Origin of the sequence: Congzhengia minquanensis (assembly GCF_014384785.1) — a bacterium.
Classification (GTDB): domain Bacteria; phylum Bacillota; class Clostridia; order UBA1381; family UBA9506; genus Congzhengia; species Congzhengia minquanensis.
This window is the reverse complement of record NZ_JACRSU010000001.1, coordinates 218,301-245,002: the sequence shown is the minus strand read 5'-3', so window position 1 is coordinate 245,002 and position 26,702 is coordinate 218,301. Positions and strand designations below refer to the sequence as shown.

General features: G+C 46.5%; 27 protein-coding genes. 23 read left to right on the top strand and 4 right to left on the bottom strand.

The features are described from left to right. Positions 1-20 precede the first annotated feature (20 nt). The 3 genes from H8698_RS01155 to rpsB all read right to left on the bottom strand — a co-directional run bounded on the left by H8698_RS01155 (position 21) and on the right by rpsB (position 2,913). Complete coding sequence (locus H8698_RS01155) at positions 21-1,151, bottom strand: tRNA(Met) cytidine acetate ligase (protein ID WP_249311494.1); 1,131 nt, start codon at positions 1,149-1,151, stop codon at positions 21-23. An 83-nt stretch (positions 1,152-1,234) separates the two neighbouring features. Then, the gene (gene tsf, locus H8698_RS01150) at positions 1,235-2,146 is read right to left on the bottom strand and encodes a translation elongation factor Ts (RefSeq protein ID WP_249310792.1); all 912 of its coding nucleotides are present in this window, start codon (positions 2,144-2,146) and stop codon (positions 1,235-1,237) included. 20 nt (positions 2,147-2,166) lie between these two features. Continuing rightward, positions 2,167-2,913, bottom strand: a complete 747-nt coding sequence (gene rpsB / locus H8698_RS01145) for a 30S ribosomal protein S2 (protein WP_249310789.1) — start codon at positions 2,911-2,913, stop codon at positions 2,167-2,169. A gap of 303 nt (positions 2,914-3,216) precedes the next feature. Here rpsB and murJ point away from each other — a divergent pair, with 303 nt between their 5' ends. The 16 genes from murJ to H8698_RS01065 all read left to right on the top strand — a co-directional run bounded on the left by murJ (position 3,217) and on the right by H8698_RS01065 (position 19,011). Continuing rightward, the gene (gene murJ / locus H8698_RS01140; protein WP_249310787.1) at positions 3,217-4,770 is read left to right on the top strand and encodes a murein biosynthesis integral membrane protein MurJ; all 1,554 of its coding nucleotides are present in this window, start codon (positions 3,217-3,219) and stop codon (positions 4,768-4,770) included. Positions 4,771-4,774: 4 nt separating this feature from the next. Then, positions 4,775-6,673 carry an O-antigen ligase family protein gene (locus tag H8698_RS01135; RefSeq protein WP_249310785.1) on the top strand — a complete coding sequence of 633 codons (1,899 nt, stop codon included), beginning with the start codon at positions 4,775-4,777 and terminating at the stop codon, positions 6,671-6,673. Further along, positions 6,670-7,770 carry a glycosyltransferase family 4 protein gene (locus H8698_RS01130; protein ID WP_249310784.1) on the top strand — a complete coding sequence of 367 codons (1,101 nt, stop codon included), beginning with the start codon at positions 6,670-6,672 and terminating at the stop codon, positions 7,768-7,770. Before H8698_RS01135 ends, H8698_RS01130 begins: the two co-directional genes overlap by 4 nt. Continuing rightward, positions 7,757-8,278, top strand: a complete 522-nt coding sequence (locus tag H8698_RS01125) for a DUF4330 domain-containing protein (protein WP_177680470.1) — start codon at positions 7,757-7,759, stop codon at positions 8,276-8,278. The genes H8698_RS01130 and H8698_RS01125 overlap by 14 nt, the downstream gene beginning before the upstream one ends. Further along, positions 8,275-8,811: a DUF4330 family protein gene (locus H8698_RS01120; RefSeq protein ID WP_249310781.1), complete on the top strand. Its 537-nt coding sequence runs from the start codon at positions 8,275-8,277 to the stop codon at positions 8,809-8,811. The genes H8698_RS01125 and H8698_RS01120 overlap by 4 nt, the downstream gene beginning before the upstream one ends. Before the next feature lie 20 nt (positions 8,812-8,831). After that, on the top strand, positions 8,832-9,617 hold the full coding sequence (gene proB, locus H8698_RS01115; RefSeq protein WP_177680468.1) for a glutamate 5-kinase: 786 nt from the start codon (positions 8,832-8,834) through the stop codon (positions 9,615-9,617). A gap of 16 nt (positions 9,618-9,633) precedes the next feature. Further along, on the top strand, positions 9,634-10,881 hold the full coding sequence (locus tag H8698_RS01110; RefSeq protein WP_249310780.1) for a glutamate-5-semialdehyde dehydrogenase: 1,248 nt from the start codon (positions 9,634-9,636) through the stop codon (positions 10,879-10,881). Positions 10,882-10,884: 3 nt separating this feature from the next. Next, positions 10,885-11,736, top strand: a complete 852-nt coding sequence (locus tag H8698_RS01105) for an energy-coupling factor transporter ATPase (RefSeq protein ID WP_177680466.1) — start codon at positions 10,885-10,887, stop codon at positions 11,734-11,736. Beyond that, complete coding sequence (locus H8698_RS01100) at positions 11,726-12,598, top strand: energy-coupling factor transporter ATPase (protein WP_249310779.1); 873 nt, start codon at positions 11,726-11,728, stop codon at positions 12,596-12,598. Before H8698_RS01105 ends, H8698_RS01100 begins: the two co-directional genes overlap by 11 nt. After that, a complete protein-coding gene (locus H8698_RS01095) occupies positions 12,591-13,394 on the top strand; it encodes an energy-coupling factor transporter transmembrane component T family protein (protein ID WP_346726817.1) in 804 nt (267 codons plus the stop codon). The genes H8698_RS01100 and H8698_RS01095 overlap by 8 nt, the downstream gene beginning before the upstream one ends. Before the next feature lie 10 nt (positions 13,395-13,404). Continuing rightward, a complete protein-coding gene (truA, locus tag H8698_RS01090; RefSeq protein WP_249310777.1) occupies positions 13,405-14,145 on the top strand; it encodes a tRNA pseudouridine(38-40) synthase TruA in 741 nt (246 codons plus the stop codon). 75 nt (positions 14,146-14,220) lie between these two features. Beyond that, complete coding sequence (locus H8698_RS01085) at positions 14,221-15,348, top strand: DUF5711 family protein (RefSeq protein ID WP_249310775.1); 1,128 nt, start codon at positions 14,221-14,223, stop codon at positions 15,346-15,348. A gap of 22 nt (positions 15,349-15,370) precedes the next feature. After that, positions 15,371-16,033: a CvpA family protein gene (locus H8698_RS01080; RefSeq protein ID WP_249310773.1), complete on the top strand. Its 663-nt coding sequence runs from the start codon at positions 15,371-15,373 to the stop codon at positions 16,031-16,033. A gap of 69 nt (positions 16,034-16,102) precedes the next feature. Further along, entirely contained in the window at positions 16,103-17,164 is a 1,062-nt protein-coding gene (locus H8698_RS01075; protein WP_249310771.1) for a branched-chain amino acid aminotransferase, read from the top strand. 161 nt (positions 17,165-17,325) lie between these two features. Then, entirely contained in the window at positions 17,326-18,747 is a 1,422-nt protein-coding gene (gene rho, locus H8698_RS01070) for a transcription termination factor Rho (protein WP_249310769.1), read from the top strand. A 117-nt stretch (positions 18,748-18,864) separates the two neighbouring features. Continuing rightward, the gene (locus tag H8698_RS01065) at positions 18,865-19,011 is read left to right on the top strand and encodes a hypothetical protein (RefSeq protein ID WP_249310767.1); all 147 of its coding nucleotides are present in this window, start codon (positions 18,865-18,867) and stop codon (positions 19,009-19,011) included. A gap of 52 nt (positions 19,012-19,063) precedes the next feature. On the opposite strand, the gene H8698_RS01060 is transcribed toward H8698_RS01065, so the two are convergent. Further along, entirely contained in the window at positions 19,064-20,008 is a 945-nt protein-coding gene (locus H8698_RS01060; protein WP_249310766.1) for a helix-turn-helix transcriptional regulator, read from the bottom strand. A 149-nt stretch (positions 20,009-20,157) separates the two neighbouring features. On the opposite strand from H8698_RS01060, the gene H8698_RS01055 reads away from it, so the two are divergent. Genes H8698_RS01055 through H8698_RS01025 form a run of 7 tightly spaced genes read left to right on the top strand, consistent with a single transcriptional unit; the run spans position 20,158 to position 26,685 of the window. Further along, positions 20,158-20,502 carry a phenylpyruvate tautomerase MIF-related protein gene (locus H8698_RS01055; RefSeq protein WP_177680456.1) on the top strand — a complete coding sequence of 115 codons (345 nt, stop codon included), beginning with the start codon at positions 20,158-20,160 and terminating at the stop codon, positions 20,500-20,502. Positions 20,503-20,504: 2 nt separating this feature from the next. Continuing rightward, positions 20,505-21,215: a tRNA (adenine(22)-N(1))-methyltransferase gene (locus H8698_RS01050; RefSeq protein ID WP_249310764.1), complete on the top strand. Its 711-nt coding sequence runs from the start codon at positions 20,505-20,507 to the stop codon at positions 21,213-21,215. Beyond that, the gene (locus H8698_RS01045) at positions 21,209-22,021 is read left to right on the top strand and encodes a Nif3-like dinuclear metal center hexameric protein (protein ID WP_177680454.1); all 813 of its coding nucleotides are present in this window, start codon (positions 21,209-21,211) and stop codon (positions 22,019-22,021) included. Before H8698_RS01050 ends, H8698_RS01045 begins: the two co-directional genes overlap by 7 nt. Positions 22,022-22,068: 47 nt before the next feature. Next, on the top strand, positions 22,069-24,396 hold the full coding sequence (gene lon / locus H8698_RS01040; RefSeq protein ID WP_249310762.1) for an endopeptidase La: 2,328 nt from the start codon (positions 22,069-22,071) through the stop codon (positions 24,394-24,396). A gap of 11 nt (positions 24,397-24,407) precedes the next feature. Beyond that, positions 24,408-25,025, top strand: coding sequence for a ribosome biogenesis GTP-binding protein YihA/YsxC (yihA, locus tag H8698_RS01035; protein ID WP_249310760.1), 618 nt, complete (start codon positions 24,408-24,410; stop codon positions 25,023-25,025). Positions 25,026-25,030: 5 nt separating this feature from the next. After that, complete coding sequence (locus H8698_RS01030) at positions 25,031-25,522, top strand: Lrp/AsnC family transcriptional regulator (protein ID WP_249310759.1); 492 nt, start codon at positions 25,031-25,033, stop codon at positions 25,520-25,522. Further along, entirely contained in the window at positions 25,522-26,685 is a 1,164-nt protein-coding gene (locus tag H8698_RS01025) for an aminotransferase class I/II-fold pyridoxal phosphate-dependent enzyme (protein ID WP_249311493.1), read from the top strand. Before H8698_RS01030 ends, H8698_RS01025 begins: the two co-directional genes overlap by 1 nt. Positions 26,686-26,702: the final 17 nt, after the last annotated feature.

Below are 26,702 nucleotides of genomic sequence, written 5' to 3'. Positions count from 1 at the left end.
ATGCGGAAATTTTTTCCGCATCATTTTACATATATGGGGGAGGTTTTAAAATCCTGCCCGGCCTGTTTGTTATCCGTCATCAGCGCATAAATGTCTGTGGCAAGCAGGTCTTTTTGGAACATGCGCCAAAAATCATCCTTTGCAGAAACGGCGTCGGCCGTTTTCGTAATAATGGGAATGGCAGATGTTCGCCCCATTTCCTTCAAAATTTGAGTTCCGCATTTGTTAAACGCCAAAACTCTGGCGTATTGGGGGGGGAGCTCTGCGTCAGCGCCGGTAATGCCCAATAGGGTGTTTACAATTATCCTATCAATCCGTGTTCTGGTGTAGCGCTTGGTTTTTACCTGCGTTGCAAGCTCCTCCGCACCGAACGATGTTTTGGCAACCTTTATAAAACGGTGTTCCAGTCCCTCAGAAACGTCGGCAATGGTTTTTAAGCTCTCCGGTGTTTCCCTCCGGAATTGGTAAGACACAAGCTGGTCAAAAACTGATTTGTCATAAGGCGTTGTGTGAAATGCAGCTTTATTTGGCACAAATTCTGAAATATCCCGGCCCTGGTCCATCATTTCTCTAATTTGCGAAGCAGAGGCAAAGCTGTCATTTCGCTTGAGCGTTATAGGTTGGATGGCGCTTTTTAAGCGGGCAAGGGCATGAACATATTCTAAAGCCAAAATGTTGTTGGGTGATGAAAGCAGGTCGCAGGAAAGAGTGGGGAAGTAATTTTTTGCCGCAGATAACCGGGCGGCGGGGTAGCTTGTGCCCTTTTTCATCTCGGCGCAAACTAGCCGGGCAAATTCATCTGAAAAAACCACAGGTTCGGCGTTTTGCAAAAGCTGAAGGTTGCCGCACTCGCTCCCAAAGGACAAATAATTCACACAGCCCAATTCGTTTAAAAGCGTCACAGCCCCTGCGGCAAACCGCATGGCAGACTGGGCAGAATATACTACAGGCAGTTCTAACACCAAATCCGCACCGCACATTATGGCGGCCTTTGCCCGGGTCCACTTGTCAAACACGGCCGGCGCTCCGCGCTGCACAAAGCTTCCGCTCATCAAGCACACCACGCCGTCTGCGCGCAAAAGCGCCCTGTGGGTTTTAAGCTGATATGCGTGCCCATTGTGGAACGGGTTATATTCACAGATAACGGCCATTATGTTCAATTCCAAAACCTCCGGTGAAAAATAAATCTCCGGAAAAAACTTTTCCGGAGATTTTAAAGTTTCAGTTAAAATAATTATTTTACCATGCTTGCAATTTCTTCGGCAAAGTTGTCCTGCTTCTTTTCAATGCCTTCGCCCTTTTCAAATCGTGCAAACTTGTCAATTTTAATCTCTGTACCAATTTTGTCGGAAACGCTCTTTGTATAAGCGGAGACCGTCATGTCGCCGTCTTTAATAAACGGCTGGTCAACCAGGCAGATTTCTTTAAAATATTTATTAATTCTGCCGGCAACCATTTTTTCAGCAATGTTCTGGGGCTTACCCTCGTTCATTGCCTGTGCGGTTAAAATTTCGGTTTCTTTTTCCACAACGTCAGCCGGAACGCTGTCGCGGTCTAAATATGCCGGGTTTGAAGCGGCAACCTGCATTGCAATGTCGTGTGCGAACTCTTTAAATTCCGCTGCGTCGGCTTTCGAAGCGTCAGCCAGCGTAAACGCAGCCATAACACCGATTTTTCCGCCGCCGTGAATGTAAGTTTCCACAACGCCGTCATAGCGCTCGAACCGTCTTACCGTAATATTTTCGCCAATGGTGGCAATTTTGTTCACCAGCATGGCAGAAATTGTTTCGTCGCCGTTTACAAACTTTTCGTTTAACAGTGTGTCAACGTCAGACGGGGAAGTGGTTCTGATTTGCGTTGCAACGTCAGACACGAACTGCTGAAAGTCCGCGTTCTTTGCAACAAAGTCTGTTTCAGAGTTTACCTCGAGCAGAACGCCTATGCCGTCTGTAACGTCTGCGTAAACAATGCCGTCAGCAGCAACCCTGCCGGACTTTTTCTCAGCCGTTGCCAGGCCTTTTTCCCTTAAAAATTCAATTGCTTTATCCTTGTCGCCGTTTGTTTCCGTCAGCGCTTTTTTACAATCCATCATACCGCATCCGGTAATTTCCCTCAGCGCTTTTACGTCAGCAGCTGTAAATGCCATTTATAAAATCCTCCAATCAATTATGCATTCAGTTCTTCTGTTGCAGGCTCCTGCGTTTCTGCAGCAGCCGCAGCCTCGCCGTCAGCACCCTGGTTGCCTTCAACAACAGCGTTTGCAATTGTAGATGCAATCAGTTTTACCGCACGGATAGCGTCGTCGTTGCCCGGAATTACATAGTCAATGTCTTCGGGGTCGCAGTTGGTGTCAACAATGGCAACAACGGGAATTCCCAGCTTCTTTGCCTCTTCAATGGCAATTTTTTCTTTTCTCGGGTCAACAACAAACAAAGCGCCGGGGAGCTTCCTCATATCCTTAATGCCGCCGAGATATTTTGTGAGCTTGTCACGTTCTGCTTTCAGGTTTAATACTTCTTTTTTCGGAAGGAGGTCAAACGTGCCGTCTTCTTCCATTTTGTTCAGCTGTTCCAACCTGTCAATTCTCTTTTTAATGGTTTTAAAGTTTGTCAGCATGCCGCCGAGCCATCTTGCATTGACCCAATACATGCCAACCCGTTCCGCTTCCTCTTTAATAGAGTCCTGCGCCTGCTTTTTTGTTCCTACGAACAAAATTTCCTGGCCGGATTCAGCGAGGTCTTTTACGAACGCATAAGCTTCCTCAATTTTCTTCACGGTTTTCTGCAAGTCGATGATGTAGATACCGTTTCTTTCTGTAAAGATGTACTCCGCCATTTTGGGGTTCCATCTTCTTGTCTGATGTCCGAAATGGACGCCTGCTTCCAGCAGTTGTTTCATTGAAATTACTGACATTTAAGTCACCTCCGGTTTTATTTGCAATCCTCCGCACAAGTCACATTCTGCGGGAACCTAATTTTAGGCACCGCCCGCAAAATCGTTGCGCGTGCGTATTTTTGCTCTAATACTATACCACATTAAAGCCACAATTTCAAGCTTTTTTTTCATATTTTTAAAATTTTGTGAAAAATAAGGAAAGTTTTGCGCATTTACTCAAATACTATTTTTATCGTTTCATACAATAAGCAATTGACTTTTTTCACATAATCATATATAATGTATGAATGATAAAATATGTTAGATAAGGGAAAAAAACGTATGAATGGCGCAAAAAAGACCATAAAAACCGCCGGCTTCATGGTTTTCGCCACGCTTTTGGCCAAATTCATGGGGATGTACCGCGACATTTTGTTCGCGGCGCTCTACGGCACGGGTGCGGAAGCTGTTGCATATTCTACTGCCAGCAGAATTCCGCTTTTGTTTTTTGACATTGCTCTGGGAAGCGCAATCTCTTCTTCTTTCATTCCCGTTTTCAACGAGTTTCTGCAAAGGGGAAAAAAGGAAGAGGCAGCCGAGTTTTCAAACAGCTTCTTAAATATAATATTTCTCATTACAGGGTTTTTATGCGCAGTTGGCATTCTGTTCCGCGGCCCCATTGTAAACCTCTTGGGAAGCGGACTTCAGCCGCAGGTTAAGGCATTGGCGGAAAGCTTAGTAGTCATTATGTTCCCGTCTATGATTTTTACGGCTCTTGCCTATTCCTTAACGGGCGTGCTTCAGTCATACGGCGAGTTCAACGCGCCGGCGGCTATCAGCTTGGTTTCTAATGGAATTATGGTGGGCTATCTGCTCGTAGCCAAGAATCAGTTTGGAATTCACGGAGTGTCGGTGGCAATGCTGGTGGCGTGGGGATTTCAGCTCATTGTACTTTTACCCTCACTGATAAAAAAGAAATATCGCTACCGGCCATTTATCAATTTTCATAACCCCGGCTTGAAAAAAGCGTTGTTTTTGGCGCTGCCCATTTTGGTCAGCTCCTGGGTGCAGCCTATAAACGCCATGGTCAACATGTTCTTGGCGTCTTTTATCAACGAAGGACAGGCTGTGTCGGCGCTGGATTATGCAAATAAACTGTACATTATTTTTGTGGGGGTTTTAACCTACGCGGTTTCCAACCTGATTTTCCCGTCCATCTCTAGGCTAGCAGCGGACGAAACCAAAAAAAGCGAGTTCACCGAAATTGTGAAAACCGCCATCGGAAGCGTACTGTTTATCCTGCTTCCCATTATGATTGTGTTTTTAACAGAACGGGTGGAAATTGTGCGGCTGGTGTATGAGCGGGGCGCGTTTGGGCCGGAGCAGACGCAAATTACCTCAACCGCCCTGTTGTGGTATTCTTTCGGTATGCTTGGCTACGGACTTCAGGAAATGCTCAACAAAGCCTTTTATGCCGGGCAAAACGGAAAAACTCCCATGCGGGTTTCTGTTTGCGGAATTGCACTCAATGTGGCGCTTAGTTTCCTCTTTGTCCGGGGACTGAATTTGGGAATTGCGGGGCTTCCAATGGCGGCTTCGGTTGCCGCAAACTTTATCGCCGTGGTTTTGGCGGTTCTTTTAAATAAAAAATATAAGGTCTTTGGAAGGCCGTTCTTTTTCAATTTTGCAAAGCTTTTGGCAAGCGGCGGCGCAATGTGGGCGGCGCTGGCTATTACCCGGCGATTCGTTGCTTTTTCAGATTCGCTTATGGGCAGGTTTTTTACGCTCGCGGTGCCGGCTTTGGCGGGACTTGCCGTCTATCTCATTTGTGCAGTTGTTCTGAAAACAAACGAGGTTCGGCAATTAAAGCAGCTCATTTCGAAAGGGAGGAATTAATTTTATGGAGAGCAGGGTGTTTTCATTTTTCGCGGCGCTCTTTTCCCGCATTGCAGTGTGGTTTGACGAAAGCGCGTGTGGAAAATATTATAATAAATTCTGTGCCTGGTTAAACAGGGTTTACCAAAAAAGCTTTGTAAGCCGCTTTTTTGCCGGCCCAAAACACAGAGATGTGTTTCAAAACAGTGTTTTGGGCAAGCTGTTTGGCTTACCGGGGCGGTTTTTGCTGTTTTTGCAAAACAAGTTATCTGGCCCTTTTAACCATGTTTTAAAAAACAGTTTGGTGTGCGTTTGGTTCAGCAAATGGGCAGACGTGAGCATTCGGTTTTATGGCTTTGTGCTGTGTGCGTTTTCTTTGCCGCTGCTGTTTTTGAGAGAGTCGGGCAGACTGGGGCTTTTGCTAATTGCGGCAGTTTTTGCTGCCGGTATTGTAATGATTTTACTTAACCGCAGCCTGCGCCAGCTGTTTGGCGGGAGCGTTGTTGTTACTGCGCTGATGGGGCTTTTTACAACCCCTGACACAGCGTCCCACGAAAGTGTTTCCTGCGGCAAGGCACAGATAATTGCAGCATTGGGACTGGGGCTTCTGCTTTCATTTTTCTGTCTGGCTTTTGGCGTAAAGCTTTTGGTTATCTTAACCGGGGGCGTTTTGGCGTTTGCGTTTTTGCTGAAATATTTAAGTCTGGGCGTGTTTTTAACCGTTGCGCTTTCGCCCATGCTGCCTACCATGGCGCTGGTGGGGCTCAGTTTAATCTGCGCTCTGGTGTTCTGTGTTCACGTAATTACCGACAAAGGGTTTACATTTGTGAAAAATCCCATGAACACATTTGTTGTGTTTTTCATCATTGCGCTCCTCTGGGGCTGTATCAATTCGTTTTCATTTGCTGCCAGCGCAAGCCAGGCGGCAGTGCATATTTCGTTTATTTTGTTCTACTTTATTGTGGTGAACACCATTCGCACCCGGCAGCAGTGGACGGCGCTGATTAAGCTGTTTCTGCTTTCCGCCTTTGCCGTTGCAGCCTATGGCGTTCTACAGAATTTTACAGGCGTCAGTTCAACCGAGTCCTGGCTGGATGAGGAGATGTTTGAAGACATTAAGGTTCGGGTCTATTCCTTCTTTAACAACCCCAATGTGTTGGGCGAGTTTTTGGTTATGACCATTCCGCTAACAGCCGCAGTAATTTGGGGCAATATGCGTGAGGAGCACAAGGCTCTGTTTGGGTTCGTTCTGCTTTCCATGGTGGCCTGCATGATTTTTACCTGGTCGCGCGGCGCGTGGCTGGGCGTGTTTTTAGCCTGTGCACTCTTTTTTGTAATTATGGACAAGCGCTGGGTGTTTGTTGGGGTGATTGCTCTTTTAGTGCTGCCAATTTTGCTGGTTCTAAGCGGTAACACGGCCATTTTAGAGCGGCTGATTAGCGTTGGCAACACGTCAGATTCCTCAACGGCTTATCGTGTGGCCATTTGGCAGGCGGCTATAAAAATGATTCGCGATTTCTGGATTTCGGGCATTGGAATTGGCTCCGAGGCGTTTAAAATGGTTTACCCGGTTTATTCGCTGTCAGGCGCGGACTTTGCCCTCCATTCCCACAACCTTTACCTGCAGGTTTGGGTGGAATCGGGTATTATTGGAATTAGCGCGCTGCTTGCCATGACGCTGATGTTTGTAAAGCAGGTTTTTTCAAGCACAGTGATCAGCGCACGCAAAACCGACAGCGGGGCCAAAATTGTGATTGCCTTAGGGGCAGGCTTTTTGGGTTTCATGTTCCAGGGCTTAACCGACTATGTTTGGTATAACTATAAAATATTGATGATTTACTGGATTATCATTGCACTGGCAATCTGCGGCGTAAACCTCATGTCGAAACCCTCTGTAGACGAAGGGGGTGTCAGCGTCAAATGATGAACGTGTACCAGGTGGTGTCCGACACCAATGTGGGCGGCGCCGGTCGGTATCTGCTGAATTATGTAAAGCATTTTAATAGGGAGCATTTTAAGGTTACGGTGCTTATTCCGGAAAACAGCATGCTAAAGCCGCTTTTAAAAGACGTGGTTGACATTACGGTAATTGAGGTGCCGTTCATGGCGGACAAATCCTACGACAAGCGGTGTGTGAAAGCCATGCAGGAAATTTTCAGCGGCGAAAAAATTGACATTGTGCACACCCATGCTAGCCTTTCGGCAAGGATTGCGGCAAGAAGGGCAAAGGCCGGCGCGGTTGTTTCCACAAGACACTGCATTGAACCACCGGGCCGGTTTCCGACCTCTGTCGTAAAAGGTATTTTAAACAATCTGCTGTGCGACGTTTATGTTGCAGTGTCAGATGCCGTGGCGCAAAACCTTGCAGACTGCGGAATAAAACGGGAAAAAATTCAAACCGTCTGCAACGGTGTTGAGCCTGTTACAAAGCTTTCTGAAACGGAGCGGTACGCGGAGCGAAACAAACGGGGCATTTTAGAAGACGAAACGGTGTTCGGCGTGTTTGCCCGGCTTGAAGAAGTGAAAGGCCATCAATATTTTATTGAGGCGGCAAAACAGTTTTTGCAAAAAGGCGGTAGAGGTAAGTTTCTCATCGTAGGTGACGGATCCTTGATGGAGGAACTGAAAAAACAGGCCGCAGGCGTTCCGGAAATTATTTTTACCGGCTATGTGCCGGACACGGCAACGCTTTTAAACATTACAGACGTAAACGTATTGTCCTCCCGGTCTGAGGCCATGAGCCTGGCAATTTTAGAGGCCATGAGCTTAGGAATACCCACCATTGCAACAAATGTCGGCGGAAATCCCCAGCTGGTGAAACCGAAAGAAAACGGGCTGTTAACCGAATTTTCCGACAGCGGCGGCATGGCGGAGGCGTTTTTAAAAATGGCTGCAAACAAAGCGTTTTATAAACAATGTGCTGAACATGCCGGTGAATTATACAGGCGGCATTATACAGCTGAGATCATGGTAAAAAATCTTGAAAAACTCTATGAGGAGGTTGCAAATGAAAGCAAATAAAACCGGCAGAAAGGGAATAAACATCATAGATCTGGTCTTTTTCGTTGTTTTGGCCGCTGTGATTGTTTTTGCGGTGGTTTCTATCACAGGAATTTTAGATAACAAGCAAAAGGGCGTTCAGGACAATGTGATGTTCTCCATTGAAACCACAAAAAACGATCCTGAATTCTTAAACTATGTGGAAGAGGGCAAAACCATTTACGACGGGGCAACCAAGAAAGAACTGGGTAAAATTGTTGCCATTCACGAAAAACCGGCCCGGGAAATTGCGGAAAACCATGAGAGCAAAACCATTGAATATGTTGAAATCCCCAACAAGGTAGATGTAATTTTAGAGGTGGAGGGAAAAGCCACAATGGAATATCCCAACATCATTATTGATACGGTATCTATTAAAGTAGGCAAGCGGATTGACTGCATTGTCGGCGATGCCGCTGTGAACGGAACGGTTATCAGTTTAGATTATGATAAGGCACTTCTGAAAAAGAAGGAGGCGCAAAGCAAATGATTATGGATAAAAAAGGCAAGCTTTTTGGAAAAGTGAGCATCGTGGACATTTTTGTCATTTTGGTCATTATCATCGGCATTGTGGGAGTTTTTGTCACAAAGGTGAAATTAGACAATGAAAAGCTTTTGTCAGACGACTCAAAAATGCTGATTAAGACCTCTGCAGAAAAAGATAAGCTGGAAATTAAGCTGAAAGCAAAAGAAGTGCGCGATGTAACGCGGGACTCGATCATTGTGGGCGACGATGTGTATCTTGTGGCAAACGACAAGATTTTGGGCACCGTTTCCCGGGTGGAAAGTGAGCCTGCAATGCGCGACGTTGTCAGCGATGATGGTACGGTTTACACCGCGCCCGTTCCGGACCGGTTTGACGTGACCATTGTTGTGGACGCAGACGGAAAGAGAAAAGACGAGGGCTTCTACACCGATTCTAACATTCATCTTTTATACGGCAAGGAAATGGAAATTAAAACCTCAACCATTCAGACTGTGCCGAAGGTGGACGAAATTACAGTGACGAAGACCTCAAAATAGCGGGCGGAAAGGATTGGGCCATGACAGACAAAAAAAGGGTAGTTATCAAGGTGGGAACGTCTACCTTAACCTATGAAACAGGCAAAATCAATCTTAGAAGAATTGAACTTCTGTCCCAGGTGATCAGCGATTTAAACCACAGCGGGTGCGAGGTGGTTTTGGTGTCCAGCGGCGCCATTGGTGTTGGGGTTGGCAAGCTTGGATTTGCCAAGCGGCCTGACAATACCCGCGGAAAACAGGCGGCCTCTGCTGTTGGGCAGAGTGAGCTGATGAGCATGTACGGAAAGTTTTTTGCAGAATATGGCTGCCAGGTGGCACAAATTTTGCTTACGAAAAATGTGCTGGAGGACAACGAGCGCCGCACCAATGCGGTAAATGCGTTCCGCACACTTTTAGACTGGCACGTGATTCCCATTGTCAATGAAAACGACGTTATTTCAACGGCTGAAATTGAGTTTGGCGACAACGATACGCTGTCCGCCGTGGTGGCCCGGCTTATCGGCGCGGATCTTTTAATCATTCTGTCGGACATTGACGGACTGTTTGACAAAGACCCGGCATCACACAGCGATGCAAAGCTGATTCCTGTGGTAGAAACCGTTACGGAGGAATTAATGCAAAGCGCCGGGGGAGCCGGTTCTGCACGCGGCACCGGCGGAATGGTGACAAAACTCATTGCCGCAAAAGGTGCAATGGAGGCCGGCGTGGAGATGGTAATTTTAAACGGTCGAAACCCGAAGGCTATCTACGATTGTTTAGATGGAAAAGCCGTGGGAACAAGATTTGTAGCAAAAACAGCAAAATAAGAAAGCGGGTGCTTTTATGTATGATTTAAAAAAACAGGGTCAGGCGGCCAAGCAGGCCAGCTTTGTGTTGATGGCAATGAGCCAGGAAAAAAAATCGAAGGCACTTTTGGCCGTTGCTGACAGCTTGGAGAACAATGCAGATAAAATTCTTGCAGAAAATCAAAAGGATTTAGAAACGCTTTTGAAAAACCCTGCAAAGGCATCATTTGCAGACCGGCTGAAGCTCACGAAAGACCGCATTGCTCAAATAGCGGACGGGGTGAGGAAGGTTGAGCTTTTGCCCGACCCGGTGGGGGAAGTCACCGGCATGGAAAAACGCCCCAACGGCCTGATAATTGGCAAAAAGCGTGTGCCCTTAGGCGTTATCGGAATTATTTATGAGGCGAGGCCGAACGTTACTGTTGACGCGGCGGCGCTGTGTATTAAAACTTCTAACGCCTGCATTTTAAGGGGCGGAAGCGAGGCGTTTCATTCTAATAAGATTTTAGTTGATATTATGAACGAAGCGCTAGACGGCGCGGGCTTTCCAAAAGGGAGCGTTTCGCTGGTGGAGGATACGTCCAGGGAAACTGCTGCTGAGATGATGCGGTTAAACGAATATATCGACGTTTTGATTCCCCGCGGCGGCGCAGGACTCATTCGGGCCGTTGTAAACACCGCCACCGTGCCGGTGATTGAAACAGGAACAGGTAACTGCCACATCTATGTGGAAAAGAGCGCGGATATCACCATGGCGAGAGAGATTACAGTAAACGCAAAAACAAGCAGGCCATCGGTGTGCAACGCGGCAGAGTCCCTTTTGGTGGACGAAGAAATTGCAAAAGACGCGCTCCCTGCCATTGCGGAGGGGCTAAAGCCTTTTCACGTGGAAATCCGCGGATGCGAAAAGACGGTAAAAATTCTTCCTCAGGCGGTTTTGGCCACGGAGGAGGATTACTATACAGAATATAACGATTTTATTCTTTCCGTGAAAGTTGTCAGCGGGATTGACGAGGCAATTCGCCACATAAACCGCTGCGGCACCAAGCATTCAGAAAGCATTGTTACAAAAAATTATGAAGCTTCACAGAAATTTTTAGACGAAATCGACGCGGCGGCGGTGTATGTGAACGCTTCCACCAGGTTTACCGACGGATTTGAGTTTGGATTCGGCGCGGAAATCGGAATCAGCACACAAAAGCTCCACGCCCGGGGACCGCTGGGGTTAAAAGAGCTGACCTCGTGCAAATATATTATTTATGGAAACGGACAAGTAAGGGGATAGAGAATGATAACCACCGAAAATCTTTCATATACATACGGTTCGGAAAACGGTGACGGCAGATTTGTGCTCAAAGACTTAAACCTGAACATACGCAAAGGTGAGTTTGTGGCCGTTTTGGGTCACAACGGCTGCGGAAAGTCTACGTTTTCCAAGCTTTGCAACGGACTTCTGATGCCTGTGGCCGGCAATGTGTATGTAGATGGTTTTAATACAAAGAACGAGGAAATGCTGTGGGAAATCCGGCGGCGCGTGGGTATGGTGTTTCAAAATCCCGACAACCAGATTGTTGCCACCGTGGTGGAGGAGGACGTGGCCTTTGCACCGGAGAATTTGGGTGTGCCGTCACAGGAGATACGGCAGCGAGTGGACGAAGCTTTGAAAATTGTAGACATGTATCGGTTCCGCAAACATGCGCCCCACCTTTTGTCCGGCGGGCAAAAGCAGCGGGTTGCCATTGCCGGGGCCATTGCCATGCACCCGGAGTGCATTGTGATGGACGAACCCACCGCCATGTTAGACCCAAAAGGCCGCAGTGAGGTTATGGAAACCATCTTAAAGCTGAAAAACGAGGAAAACATGACTATTGTGCTCATTACCCACTATATGGATGAAGCCGCCCGGGCAGATCGTGTGGTTGTAATGGACGAGGGAAAAGTTGTGATGGATGACACGCCCCACAGGGTGTTTTCCCAGGTGAAAACGTTAAAGGAACTGGGGCTCGACGTACCCCAGGTGACAGAGCTTGCCTACGGACTGAATAAAGCGGGAATTCCCATAAATTTTGACGTTTTAACCGTTACGGAATGTGCCGATGAAATTATGAAATATCTGGAGGTGGCACAGCGTGGGCATTAAAATTGAAAAACTGGATTATGTTTATATGCAGGGCAGCCCCTTCGAGCGCAAAGCGCTGGACAATATTAATCTTGAAATAAACGATGGGGAGTTTATTGGCCTAATCGGGCACACCGGTTCAGGCAAATCGACCCTGGTTCAGCATTTAAACGGCCTTTTAAAACCTCATGGCGGAAGTGTGGTGGTGAATGGCCGTGAAACTACCACAAAAGGCGAAGACTTAAAAAAACTGCGGTGCGAGGTGGGGCTGGTTTTTCAGTATCCCGAGCACCAGCTGTTTGAAGAAACCGTTTATAAAGACATTGCATTTGGCCCGGCTAATCTTGGACTTTCAAAAGAGGAGATAGACCAGAGGGTAAAAGAAGCCATGAACTATGTGGGCCTTTCTTACGATTTGATGGAAAAGTCCCCTTTCGACCTTTCCGGCGGACAGAAACGGCGGGCGGCCATTGCCGGCGTGCTGTCTATGCACCCGTCGGTGCTGGTGCTGGACGAGCCCACCGCAGGCTTAGACCCCGCTGGCCGCGAAGAGATTTTAACTCAGGTGAAATCCATTTATTTAAAAAGCAAAATGACGGTAATTTTAGTTTCCCACTCTATGGAGGACGTGGCAAAGCTGGTAAACCGCCTGATTGTGATGAACCAGGGCCGCGTGGCGATGGACGGCCCCGTTTCTGAGGTGTTTGCCCACGGTGACGAGCTTCGGGGAATGGGTTTAAACGTGCCCCAGGTGCACCTTTTGGTGGACGAGCTTATCAAACGCGGCGTGCCTTTAAGCAAAAATATCTACACGGTGGAAAAGGCAAAAGCGGCGCTGATGGTTTATTTTAACAAACAAAAAGAGGGGACGGGAAATGCTTAAAGACATCACTTTGGGACAGTATTTTCCCATTGACTCCAAGCTTCACAAGCTGGATTCAAGAACGAAAATTCTGCTTCTGATTTTAGATATTGTGGCCATATTTATGGCACAATCGTTTTACAGCTACTGTTTGATTATTTTGTTCACCCTGTTCATTGTCAAAATTTCAAAAGTGCCTGTGAATATGTATTTTAAAGGGTTAAAACCTATTTTGTTCATCATTTTGTTTACCGCCGTGCTGAACATGTTTTTAACCGACGGCCGCGACCTGCCGGTGTTCGGCCATTCTATCGGCCTGACGGTGGAGGGCGTGATTATGGCGGTGAAAATGGCGCTTCGGCTGGTACTGTTAATCATTGCCTCCAGCGCGCTGACCTACACCACCTCGCCCATGGCGCTGACAGACGGGATTGAAAAGCTGTTAAAGCCCTTTTCCAAGCTTGGGTTTCCGGCGCATGAGCTAGCCATGATGATGAGCATTGCCATACGGTTTATTCCAACCTTAATTGAAGAAACCGACAAAATTATTAAGGCACAGCAGGCCCGGGGGGCAGACTTTGACACCGGCTCGCTGATAAAGCGCGCGAAATCGCTTATTCCCATGCTAGTGCCGCTGTTTATCAGCGCGTTTCGCCGTGCTGACGAGCTGGCCGTTGCAATGGAAAGCCGGTGCTACCGGGGCGGTGACTCCCGCACCAGGCTCAAAGAAATCCGCTTTACCATAACAGACCTTTGGGGCTTTTTGGTGTTTGCCTTGTTTTTTGCGGCGGTTATTACCTTAGACATTGTTTTCTGATGGAGGAACTATGAGTCAGAACCATAAAATTACGCTGATGTATAACGGTGCGCGGTACGGCGGCTGGCAAGTGCAGAAAAACGCAGTTACCATTCAGGAGGAGCTTGAAAAAGCCTTTTCCACTATTTTGCGGCAAGATGTGTCGATTATCGGAGCCAGCAGGACAGATGCAGGCGTGCACGCCTTAAACTACACAGCCAATGCCTTTTTTGACACGGATTTGGAAGAACGCAGAATTTTGTCCGGCGTGAACGCTGTTTTGCCGGAGGATATCCGGGTTAAGTCCATCAAGGAATGTGACGAGGCGTTCCATGCAAGATACTGCGCAAAATCGAAAACCTATGTTTATCAAATTGATACGTCCATTTATGGCGACGTGTTTAAAAAGCCCTATGTTTGGCGGTTTAAATATCCGCTTAATTTTGAAAATATGCAAAAGTGTACGCCGTTTTTTCTGGGCAGACACGACTTTTCGGCTTTCATGTCCAAAGGCGCGCAGGCCAAAACCTTTGAACGAGAAATTTATGAGTGCTCCCTCACCAGGCAGGACGATATGATTACCATGAAAATCCGCGGAAACGGGTTTTTATATAACATGGTTCGGATTATTGCCGGAACTTTGGTCAGCGTGGGACGGGGCTTTTTAAGCGGGGAGGAAATTCCACAAATTATTTTGTCGAAAGAGCGCAAACGTGCAGGCATTACCGCGCCTCCAGAGGGGCTTATGCTTTATGAGATTGAATATGAATAAAACGCTGCGCTAAAATAAGCCCACAGCGGCGCAGCTTAGCTTAAAAAGTGGGTTGGAAAGGCTGGAAAGCGGGATATGAAACATTCCATTATCAAAAAAATTATCATAGCGCTGCTCATTGTTGCCGGCGTTTTGCTGATTTTGTTTGTCAGCAGGGAAATCGCCGTCCGGTTTTTCGGCTACAAGCCGCCGGCCATTTCAGAGAGCCAGCAGAAAAAGGCAAAGCAGGTGGAGGTTTCGCTGGACGCCGGTGAGAACTATAAACACGTCGTTACCGACCAGTATATCTATTTTGTGAACGTAGACAAAGTTACAGTCTGCGACAGCAGCGGAAAGCAAAAGGCTGAAATTGCCATTGTTACGTCAGAACCCGTGGTAAAATCCAACGGAAAATACGTTATTGTTGGCGACGTGGGCGGAAACAACGTTTATCTGTTAAACGGCACCGATTTAAAAAACACCATTGTTACGAAAGGCGCTTTGGTGGACGTTTCGGTCAATGCCTCGGGTTACTGCGTGCTGGTAACCCAGGGTGACATGCATAAGCGGGACGTGACGGTGTATAATACCAAAGGGGAAGAACAGTTTGTTTGGAATTCGGGAAGCCTGTTTGTGTTAAGCGCCTCAGTTGCGGACAACAACAAAAACATTATCATTTCAACTTTAGACACACAGGAAGGCAAAATGAAATCGGTTTTGTCGTTTTACAATATTTCAGCTGCAGACCCCATTGCCACGGAGGAGTATGAAAACGAGCTCATTGCCGCGGTGGAAATTCGTGGAACCTATGTGTTCTGCGTGGGTGACTCGAAAGCCTGCGTTTACCGCGTTTCAGGCGAGAAAACGGCGGAAATCCCTTATAACGGAAAAACGCTGATTACATATAAAACCAGCAACGCCAATATTGTTATGGCGTTTTCCGAGTCGGCCTTAACTGGCAAGCGGTATGACATTGAATCCTATAACACCGCAGGCAAGCAAATCGGAACCTATGAGCTGGACTATAAAATTGACTATATTGATTTTGCACAGGACACCATTGCCATCAGCCGCGGCCGGCTGATTAACACGGTGGACCTTTCCGGCCGTGAAAAAAAGCTGATTGACCCGGGAATTGACATCGACAGCCTGAGCTTTATCGGCGGTGTGTCCACCGCCGTGGGCTTCACGGCCAACGGGGCATATATTTTTAAAATCACATAACTTTTTGTAAAGGAGGCGCGCTGTGAGCATTAACTATTTAGATCTTGCTGTGCTTCTGATTATCGTTTTATCCATATTATTCGGCTTCAAAAAGGGATTTTTAAGAACCGTTACAGGCCTTGCGGCAATGGTAATTTCGCTCATTTTGGCCATGACGCTTTACCCATATGCCGCGGAGCTGATTATGAAAACTCCTGTTTACGACACGGTATATGACAACACCGCCGCCGTGATTCAGGTTCCCCAGGAGAATACCGGCCGCTTGTCTGATTTCGGAACAGGCAAACTCAATTTACCGAGAGACTTTACAAATCATTTGGAAAAGAACATCGACACAGCGTCCGACGCAGTTGCGTCTTCTGTTGCAGACACGGTTGCATCATCTGTTGTAAAGCTTGTCAGCATGCTCTGCGTGTTTGTGCTGGCGCGGTTTCTGCTGATGATTGTCGCCGGTGCGGCGGGGCTCATTCACAAGCTCCCTATCATTGGCTGGGGAGACTCTCTTTTGGGAGCGTTGTTTGGTTTGTTTCGCGGTTTGCTTTTCGTTTATGTGCTGCTGGCTTTTGTGACATTTGCTGCATCTATGGCACCGGACGGGGCTCTTTCCCGTGCAATAAAATACTCGGAATTTGCTAAAGTGATGTATAATGATAATGTTCTTTTGGATTTTATCTATAAAGGCTAATTCCTGTTTGACAATGAAATTCAACAGAGGTATAATGAATAACAGATAAAAAAATATGGAGGCTTTAAAATGGAAATTAAAATTGTGAAAACAACAACACCGAAAGAGAAACCGGCTGCAAACGCCTTAGGTTTCGGAAAATATTTTACAGACCACATGTTCGTTATGGACTATAGTGTGGAAAAGGGCTGGCACGACGCAAGAATTATTCCTTACGGCCCGTTTGAGTTTGAGCCCTCCTGTATGGTGTTTCATTACGGACAGTCTATTTTTGAAGGCTTAAAAGCTTACAAAGGCGCTGACGGCGGCGTGCTTTTATATCGGCCGTATGAAAATATGAAGCGCATGAACCGGTCGAACGACAGGCTTTGTATTCCGCAGATTGATGAAGATTTTGCCGTTGACGCAATTCGCCAGCTTGTTCTCCTGGACAAAGACTGGATTCCCGAGGGCGAGGGAACATCTCTCTACATCCGCCCCTTTGTGTTCGGAACAGACAACGCGCTGGGCGTTCACCCGTCCCATACATATAAATTCATTGTTATCTTAAGCCCTGTGGGTTCTTACTATGCCGGCGGACTTTCTCCTGTTAAAATTTGGGTTGAGAGCGAATATGTCCGTGCAGTGCGCGGCGGTATCGGCGCGGCGAAAACAGCCGGCAACTACGCTGCCAGCTTAAAGGCCCAGGAAGTTGCAGAAAAGAAAGGGTATTCCCAGGTGCTCTGGCTGGACGGTGTGGAGCAAAAGTATGTGGAAGAAGTTGGCGCGATGAACATTTTCTTTAAAATCGGCGGCGAAGTTGTAACACCTGTTTTAAACGGCAGCATTTTAGGCGGCATTACCCGGGACTCGGTAATCGAGGTGTTAAGGGGAAGCGGCTACAAGGTTACGGAACGCAAAATTTCTATTGACGAGGTTCACGAGGCTTATAAAAACGGCAAGTTAGAAGAGGTGTTCGGCACCGGAACCGCCGCTGTCATTTCTCCTGTGGGCGAGCTTTGCTATAAGGGCGAGAAAATGGTGATTAACAACAACGAAATCGGAGAGGTTTCGCAAATGTTGTATGACACCATCACCGGAATGCAGAAAGGCGCAATTGAAGACAAATATAATTTCACCTATAAAATTTAAGCTTAAACGATAAATGTGTGTTCCGCAGCGTTTAGCGCTGCGGAAACCGTTATTTTGCTTCTGAATTTGTTATTGTCAAACTTTATCTTAAATTTTCTTTTCTTAGCATGAGCTACTATCCCGCTTTTCGTTTATTTTAAACTTCATATCGGAGGAATTTTATGGATTTATCAAATAAAAAATTACAGGATTTGCGTGAAATCGCAAAAGCAATTGGCATAAAAAGTATTACCAAATATAAAAAGGACGAGCTGATTGCGGCCATTTCGGAAACGCCAAAAGCCTGCCCTTCTGCTGAATCGGAGGTAAAAGCGGTTGAGAAAACGGCGGAAACAACAGTCACTGCGGAAGCCTCAAAAACCGAACAAAATGGTGCAGTAAAACAGGAAAACAAGGCACCTGCTAAAAAGGCCGGGCAAAAGCGCCCGGAGCTCACTGTTTCCGGCTCCGACAATATCGTAGGCGGGATTTTAGAGGTGCTGCCGGACAATGGATTTGGCTTTCTGCGCGGGGAAAACTACCTTTCTACGCCGAAAGACGTTTACGTTTCGCCTACGCAAATCCGCCGGTTTAACTTAAAAACCGGCGACAAGGTGACGGGTATTGCCCGCCTGCCGAAAGAGGAGGAAAAGTTTCCGGCGCTGATTTTTGTGCAGCATGTGAACGACGACACACCTGACAAAGCAATTCGCCGCAAGCCTTTTGAATATTTAACACCCATTTTTCCCACAGAGCGAATCCGGCTGGAAAACAACCAGAGGGACTATGCCATGCGGCTGGTGGATTTAATAGCCCCCATAGGAAAAGGGCAGAGGGGCTTAATTGTTGCACCGCCGAAAGCCGGTAAAACAACGCTTTTAAAAAATATTGCCAACAACATTGAAGCAAACCATCCGGAAATTACGTTGATTGTGCTTTTAATTGACGAGCGACCTGAGGAAGTGACAGACATGAAGCGGTCGATTTCCGGCGACGTGGTATATTCCACCTTCGACCAGGTGCCGGAACACCATGCAAAGGTGGCCGAAATTGTGTTAGAACGCGCCCAGCGTCTGGTGGAGCAGAATAAGGACGTTGTTGTGCTGTTAGACTCTATTACCAGGCTTGCCCGGGCATATAACTTAACTGTGCCTCCCTCGGGCAGAACGCTCTCAGGCGGGCTTGACCCCAGTGCCCTGCACAAACCGAAAAAGTTTTTCGGCGCGGCAAGAAATATTGAAAACGGCGGCAGCCTCACCATTTTGGCTACCGCGCTGATTGAAACGGGCAGCCGCATGGACGACGTGATTTTTGAAGAGTTTAAGGGTACGGGCAATATGGAGCTGCACTTAGACAGAAAGCTTCAGGAAAAACGGATTTTCCCTGCCATTGACATCAACAAATCCGGCACAAGAAAAGAAGAACTGCTGCAAACGCCAAAGGAACTTGAGGCGGTTTGGGCCGTTCGCCGGGAGCTTTCCAGTCAAACTACCCAGGACGTGACGGAACAGCTGATTAACAACTTAATCCGTACAAAGGATAACGAGGAGTTTGTGGAGCTGATTTTGCGGTCGTACGACCGGGGCAGGAAAAACAGGTTTTGACAAAATAATTTGATTTAAAAAATTTTTTCGTATAATTCCAAAGCGTATTTTGCATAATAGTATTGAGCGCAAAAGTGTGCTCAAATAATACTTTAACCAAGCTTTGGGAGGAAAAAAATGAACAATCAGAATCAGAACAACAACCAAAACAGAAACCAGAATAACCAGAACCAGAATCAGAACCAAAATAACCAGAACAACAACCAAAACAGAAACCAGAACAATCAAAATCAGAACAAAAATCAGAATAGGGAACAGTTCTAATTTTAGAGAAGTTCAAAAAAGCCGCCCTTTTTATAGGGCGGCTTTTTTCTTGCTATTCGGCGTCTTTCGGCGGAATGCGGTTTTGATAGTCGCTTACGTTTAAACGGTCAATCTTACACTTTTGACGATAAGACAGCGGCGTTACGTTCTCGTGCTTTCTGAAAATATCATTAAACCGCTGCTGGCTGGAAAACCCAACCATTTTTGCAACGTCCGCCACTTTTACGTCGGTATTCTGCAAATATTCCTTTGCTGCCTCAATGCGCACCTTTAAAATATAACTTTTGGGGCTGATTCCGAATTTATCTTTAAAAGAATGCGCAAAATAACTGTCGGAAAGATAAATATATTTGGCAACTTGAGTTAACGTCAAATCCTTGTCGTAGTTGTTGTCGATATATTCCTTTGCAATGCCTAACAGCTCGTGAAGTTTCAAATTACGGTTTTTTGCACTCTGTTCCCACTCCTGCTTAAGAGTACGGGAAAGGAGCACAAACAGCTCAATAATTAACAAACAGCTTAAAAAATCGCCCCACACCTGATATTTCATGCGCTCCCTTAAAATTCGGTTCATTACGTGAACAATGTCGTTTTTCTTAGACAGCGTTAAATGCAGGTAATCGCCGGTGGCCTCATCTTCAATATATTCAATAAAATCCGTAAGCGACACGTGGCTGTCAAGCTCATTTTTCTGGGTTTTAAAGGTAAAGCTCAGCACAATGAACTCGCACACGTCGGATTTCACCACAAACTTATGCGACCTGCCGGGCTTGATAATGACAATGGAGTGCGGCGTCATGCTGACATCGATCCCCTCAATTTGAAAAACAGCAGTCCCTTTTTTTATATAAACCATTTCAAAATGGTCGTGGCGGTTTGCAGTCATCGACCAGTTGGTGTCGTGAATTTTTTCAATTGTTTTCACTATGGCCGGCATATAGGTTAGTTTTTCTACCAATTCGTCCCACGCGCGGGGAAGCTGGTCGCTGTTTGGCATAGAGAACACACCTTTCCAACAAAAATTAATGAAATTTGTTTTATTATACAATAAAATTGCCGAAATGTAAACAGTATTTTAACTTTATTGACACTTTTTTTTTATTATGCTATACTGTTTTCATGATAATCGAATAGGAGTGGATAAACATGCCATATATTGGGACAAAGACAACGAAGACGCTTACAGAGGAGAAAAAAGCCGCTCTTGCAAAACGGTTTGGAACGGCCATTACCACCATTCCCGGAAAGTCTGAGGCACATTTGATGCTGGGCTTTGAAGGAGACGCCACCATGTATTTCGGAGGAAAAACCGGCGAACCTATGGCCTTTGTGGAAGTGAAGCTGTTCGGAACGTCTGACCGGGAGCATTTAACAATGCTTACAAAACAAATTTGCGATATATTAAAGGAAGAACTGGGCATCGACGGCGCAAACACCTATGTGAAATATGAAGAAGTTGCCCACTGGGGTTGGAACGGAAGCAACTTTTAAGCATGGATATTAACAAAATGATGACGCCCAGGCTCATGTCCGCGGCTGGGTTTGTTTCCTGCGGCGCAACAGTGGCCGACGTGGGGACAGACCATGCCTATATTCCCATCTGGCTTGTAAAGAACGGCGTTTGCCCGGGTGCTGTGGCAATGGATATTAACCAGGGTCCGATTTTGCGGGCAGAAGAAAATATCAGGAAATTTGGCTTAGAAACAAAAATCCGTACCAAACTGTCTGACGGGCTGGCGGCGCTGGAGCCGAATGAGGCGGACACGGTGGTGATTGCCGGAATGGGCGGAATTTTAATTAACCAGATTTTAGAGAATGCAGCGCATCTTTATTCCTCAATAAAACACTATGTTCTCCAGCCGATGACGGCCATTGAAGAAACCAGAAAGTTTTTAGAGCAAAATGGATTCTTCATTCAAGACGAGTGTCTGGCGAAGGAAGAGAACAAAATATATACCATTATGTCAGTTGTCCGGGGACAAATGAGAATTGAAAAGGAAATTCATTATTACATAGGGGAAAAATTAATAGAAAACCGTGATCCGCTGCTTTCGGAGTTATTAGACGGAAAGATGTATGAGTTAGGCCGTGCAATTGCTTCATTACAATTTGCCAAAGGTGAGGAAGCAGCCCAAAAGCAGGAATGGTTTTTGTTTTTGCGAAATGAAATGAATAAAATTAAGGAGGCCTGCACGTTATGGTAAAATTAACGGACATTATAGACTTTTTAAATCTGACTGCGCCGCCGCACCTGGCGGAAAGCTATGATAACGTCGGGCTGTTAATTGGAGAGAAAGAAAAAGAAATTCGGAAGGTGCTTGTTACCTTAGACACAGACGAGATTGTGGCCATTGACGCCCGGGAAAAACAGGCGGATTTGGTTTTGTCCCACCATCCGCTGATCTTTAGGCCGCTGGGCAGGATAACGGGTGAGGACGCGGTCTCACGGACAGTTTTGTCGCTGATTAAAGACGACATTGCGCTTTTTTCCATGCACACCAATTTTGACAGCGTAAAATGTGGGCTGGGCGATTTGTTTTTAGACAAAATCGCCGAAACACAAAACCGCGTTCCCATAGAGGGAGACGGTGAAAACGGCATTGGAAGAATTGCAGATGTAAAAGGCGAGCTTGTTTTTTCTAAACTTTTGGACAGAATAAAAACAGAGTTTCATATTAAGTCTTTGCGTTACATTGGCCCGGAAAACAAACAAATCCGCAAAATTGCGGTGGTTAACGGCGGCGGGGCAGATTATATTTATGAGGCAAAGAAGCTGGGTGCGGACTGTTTCGTGTCCGGCGACATGAAATATCACCAGGCACGGTTTGCTTATGAAAACGATTTGGCCCTGGTGGAGGTTCCCCATTACCAGGCTGAAATCATTTTTTGTGGGTATGTAAAACAGCTTTTGGAAAACCGGTTCGGCAGTGAGCTGGAGGTTTTGGTGACAGATAAAAACACAGACATCTGGAAACAGCTGGATGAACTTGTAATTGACACAGAAACGTGATATAATAGAAATAATACACTGGTTTAACAAATTATATGGAGGTAAGCATGAATCAGGTAATCATGAAGCAGACGCAAGCTTTGCCAATGATTGTTGTCCGCGGCCTTGTGGTGTTCCCAAATACGCTTCTTCATTTTGATATGGCCCGGGAAAAATCCATTTTAGCATTGGAAAATGCAATGGTGAACAAACAGTTGGCATTTGTGACGATGCAAAAAGATATAACAATAGAAAACCCTGCGCCGGAGGACATTGAAACAATGGGCACCATTTGTAAAATTACCCAGGTGGTAAAAATGCCCAACAATACGGTGCGCGTTTTAGTGGAAGGGTTAAAACGGGCTAAAATCAGCGAAATTTTGAAAACAAAGCCATATTTTGTGTCTTTGGTGGATGAAATTGAGCCCGAGGAATTTGACGAAGAAGAACTGGAGAACGAGGCCTTAAAAAGAAAGCTCATTGACGAGTTTATGAACTACCGCGAGTTTAACCGCAAGGTGAGCGGTGAGTTTTTGTTTACCCAGCAAAACACCGATGACACGTCCCGTCTGGCGGACAACTTAGCGTCGAATTTGCCATTGAAGCTTTCCGATAAACAGGAAATTTTAAACACGGTGGACGTGAAAACCCGTGTAGAAAACTTAATTTCGCTTTTAATCCGCGAAACGGAAATTGCAAAAATCGACAGCGTAATTGATAAAAAAGTAAAAAGCAATATTGATAAAAACCAGCGGGAATATTTTTTAAGAGAACAGATGAAGGTCATTCAGGAGGAACTGGGCGACAAAGAGGGCGTTGAGCTGGAGGCGGAGGAGTATAAACAAAAGCTTTCAGAATTAGACCTGCCGGAAGCTGTACGCGAAAAGTGCGACAAAGAACTGGAACGGTTTATGAAAATGTCCTACAGCAACCCGGAGTCTAATGTAATTCGCACCTATCTTACTTGGGTTTGCGATCTGCCCTGGAACAACGTTACGAAAGACACACTTAGCATAAAAAAAGCGAAAGCTGTACTGGCAAAAGACCACTATGGATTAGAAAAGGTGAAAGAGCGCATTTTGGAATTTCTGGCGGTGAAACAAATTACCGGCACCATGGCCGGCCCGATTTTGTGTCTTGTGGGCCCTCCGGGTGTGGGTAAAACGTCCATTGCGAAATCCATTGCTGAGAGCATGGGAAGAACCTATGTGCGCATTTCCTTAGGCGGCATCCGCGACGAGGCGGACATACGCGGCCACAGAAGAACGTATATCGGTTCTATGCCAGGCAGAATTATAACGGCTTTAAAACAGGCAGGAACCAACAATCCACTTATGCTGTTCGATGAAATCGACAAAATGGGGTCGGACTATAAAGGCGACCCTTCGGCTGCGCTTTTAGAGGTGTTAGACGCTGAGCAGAACACAAAGTTTCGCGACCATTTCATGGAAATTGATTTCGACCTGTCTAACATACTGTTCATCGCTACGGCTAACACGTTAGACACCATTCCCCGTCCTCTTTTGGACAGAATGGAAATTATTGAGCTTCCGGGCTATACGTCGGAAGAAAAGTTTCACATAGCGAAACGCCACCTTTTGCCGAAACAGCTGAAAAAGCACGGACTTAAGAACGACAACATCAGTATAAACGACGGCGCAATCCGCACCGTGATTGAACACTATACCCGGGAGGCAGGCGTTCGTACGCTGGAGCGTAAAATTGCAAACATTTGCAGAAAAGCTGCGCTGTTATTAGTGGACGATCCCGAAACAAAAGTACGTGTAACGGCGAGAAACATGGAAGAATTTCTTGGCAAACATCTTTTCGAGCGGGAACAGGCATCCAAAAAGGACGAGGTAGGCATTGTTACCGGCCTGGCCTGGACGCAGGTGGGCGGTGACACGCTTTCTGTTGAAGTGAACGTTATGCAGGGCACGGGAAACTTAGAGCTAACCGGCCAGCTGGGCGACGTGATGAAAGAGTCGGCCAAAGCCGCTGTAAGCTTCGTGCGGGCTAACGCCGAGAATTTAGATATTGACGGGGAGTTTTATCAAAACCGGGATATTCATATTCATGTGCCGGAGGGCGCCACGCCGAAAGACGGCCCGTCTGCCGGAATTACCATTGCAACGGCCTTAACGTCGGCCTTGTCCGGCAAAAAGGTGAAGCACGATGTTGCCATGACCGGCGAAATCACTATCCGCGGCAGGGTGCTGCCCATTGGCGGCCTGCGGGAGAAAACTCTGGCGGCCTACCGCGCCGGCATAAAAACCATTATTATCCCCTGGGAAAACAAAAAGGATATTGACGAATTAGAGCCGGTCGTGAAAGAAAACATTGACATTAAACCCGTACACGACATGAATGAAGTGCTGCACATAGCGCTCGCCTGAAAGGATTTTTTATGAAAGTGAATATACACAACGCGCGCTTTTTGCTGTCCGGTGTGAAAAAGGAGCACTACCCAGTGTCGACCATGCCCGAGGTTGCCTTTGCGGGCAGGTCGAACGTTGGGAAATCCTCCATGATTAACAAAATTCTAAACCGCAAAAACTTTGCAAGGGTCAGCGCCACGCCGGGTAAAACTGCAACCATTAACTTCTACGACATTGACAAAAAGCTAATGCTGGTGGACTTGCCGGGCTATGGCTATGCTGCCGCCAGCAAGGGAGAGCGGAAGGCGCTGAGCGACATTATAAACGAATATTTAACCGAGCGCAAGCAGCTGGTGCAGTTGATTTTGCTGGTGGACTCCCGCCACAAACCCACTGAGGACGACCGTCGCATGATGGATACCATTAAAAGTGCCGGCGGCATGGCGGTGGTAATCGCAACGAAAACCGACAAGCTTTCCAAGCGGGAGCTGGAAGAAAATCTTGACCGTATAATTGAAACATTAAACCTTTCAGACGGCGACATTTTGCTGCCGTTTTCCACAAAGACAGCTGAAAGTGCAGAAAATTTCTGGGACTATATCTATGACTATATTTTGTTCGACTTAGACGACGAAGAAGGGGAGTAATCGGTATGATAGGTGACAAGGAACGGATTTTAAAACTGATTGAACGGGACGTGCATGCAACCCCGGAAGAAATTGCGGTGATGATTGGCAAGGACAAAGCTTATGTTCAGGAAATTTTGGACGAATGTGTGCAAAATCAAACAATTTTGGGTCAGAAAACCATTATCGACTGGGAGAAAACTGAGCGGGAACTGGTTTCGGCCATTATTGAACTTAAGGTTACGCCCCAGCGAGGTTCGGGCTTTGACCGCATTTCAGAGCGCATTTACCAGTATGACGAAATTTCGTCGGTTTACCTTGTTTCAGGCGGATTTGACATTGCAGTAATTGTTGAGGGCAAAACGGTTAAGGAAGTCGCGTTGTTTGTCGCGGAAAAGCTCGCCCCTATGGACGAGGTTATCAGCACAGCCACCCACTTTATTTTAAAGAAATATAAGGCGGAGGGCGTTATTTTAAACAACAAGATGGAAGACGACCGCGAGGTGATTACACTATGATGAACTACGACAGCGTTTTGTCTGACGTGGTGAAAACCATTGAGCCATCGGGCATTAGAAAATTTTTCGACCTTGCCAGCGACATGGAGGGGGTTATCTCCTTAGGCGTTGGCGAGCCGGATTTTGTCACCCCCTGGCATATCCGAAATGAAGGCGTTTACGCCCTGGAAAAAGGGAAAACTCACTACACAGCCAATGCCGGTTTTTTGGAACTGAGAAAAGAAATTTCAAACTATATTGAGCGTAACACCCAGGTGAGTTACGACCCCAAAGGCGAAGTTTTGGTCACGGTGGGCGGCAGCGAGGCTATTGATCTTGCAATCCGTTCTATTGTTAACCCAGGTGATGAGGTGCTTATTCCCGAGCCCTGTTTTGTGTGCTACAAGCCCTGCACCATTTTAGCCGGCGGTGTTCCGGTGCCAATTGTGACAAAGGTGGAGGATAAATTTAAGCTCACTGCAAAACAGCTGAAAGACGCCATTACCCCCAGAACCAAAATGCTGATTTTGCCCTATCCCAACAACCCAACAGGCGGCATTATGACAAAATCGGACTTAGAGGAAATTGCGGCTGTTTTAAGAGATACCAATATCATCATTTTAACAGACGAAATTTATTCCGAGCTTACTTATGGGAGAAAACACACCTCCATCATTTCTATTGACGGCATGGCAGAGCGCACCATTTATGTGAACGGATTTTCCAAAAGTTATGCCATGACAGGATGGCGTCTGGGTTATGTTGCCGCGCCTAAGGAAATTATGCAGCAAATGCTTAAAATTCATCAGTTCGCTATTATGTGCTCGCCGACTACCAGCCAATATGCGGCTATTGAGGCCCTGAAGAAGGGGGATGAGGACATAAAGAAAATGCGGGAGGAATACGATTACAGAAGAAGGGTAATTGTAGACGGATTTCGGAACATTGGCCTGTCCTGCTTCGAACCGGAGGGAGCTTTTTATGTGTTTCCCGACATTCGGAGCACGAAAATGACCTCATCTGATTTTTGCGAGGCCCTTTTAAACAAAGAAAGGGTTGCCGTAATTCCCGGTTCTGCCTTTGGCGCAAGCGGCGAAGGGTTCATCCGCTGTTCCTACGCATATTCCATTTCCAGCATCAATGACGCTTTAAGCAGAATTGAGCGGTTTTTAAAATCGCTTTAACACGAAAGGACAAAATA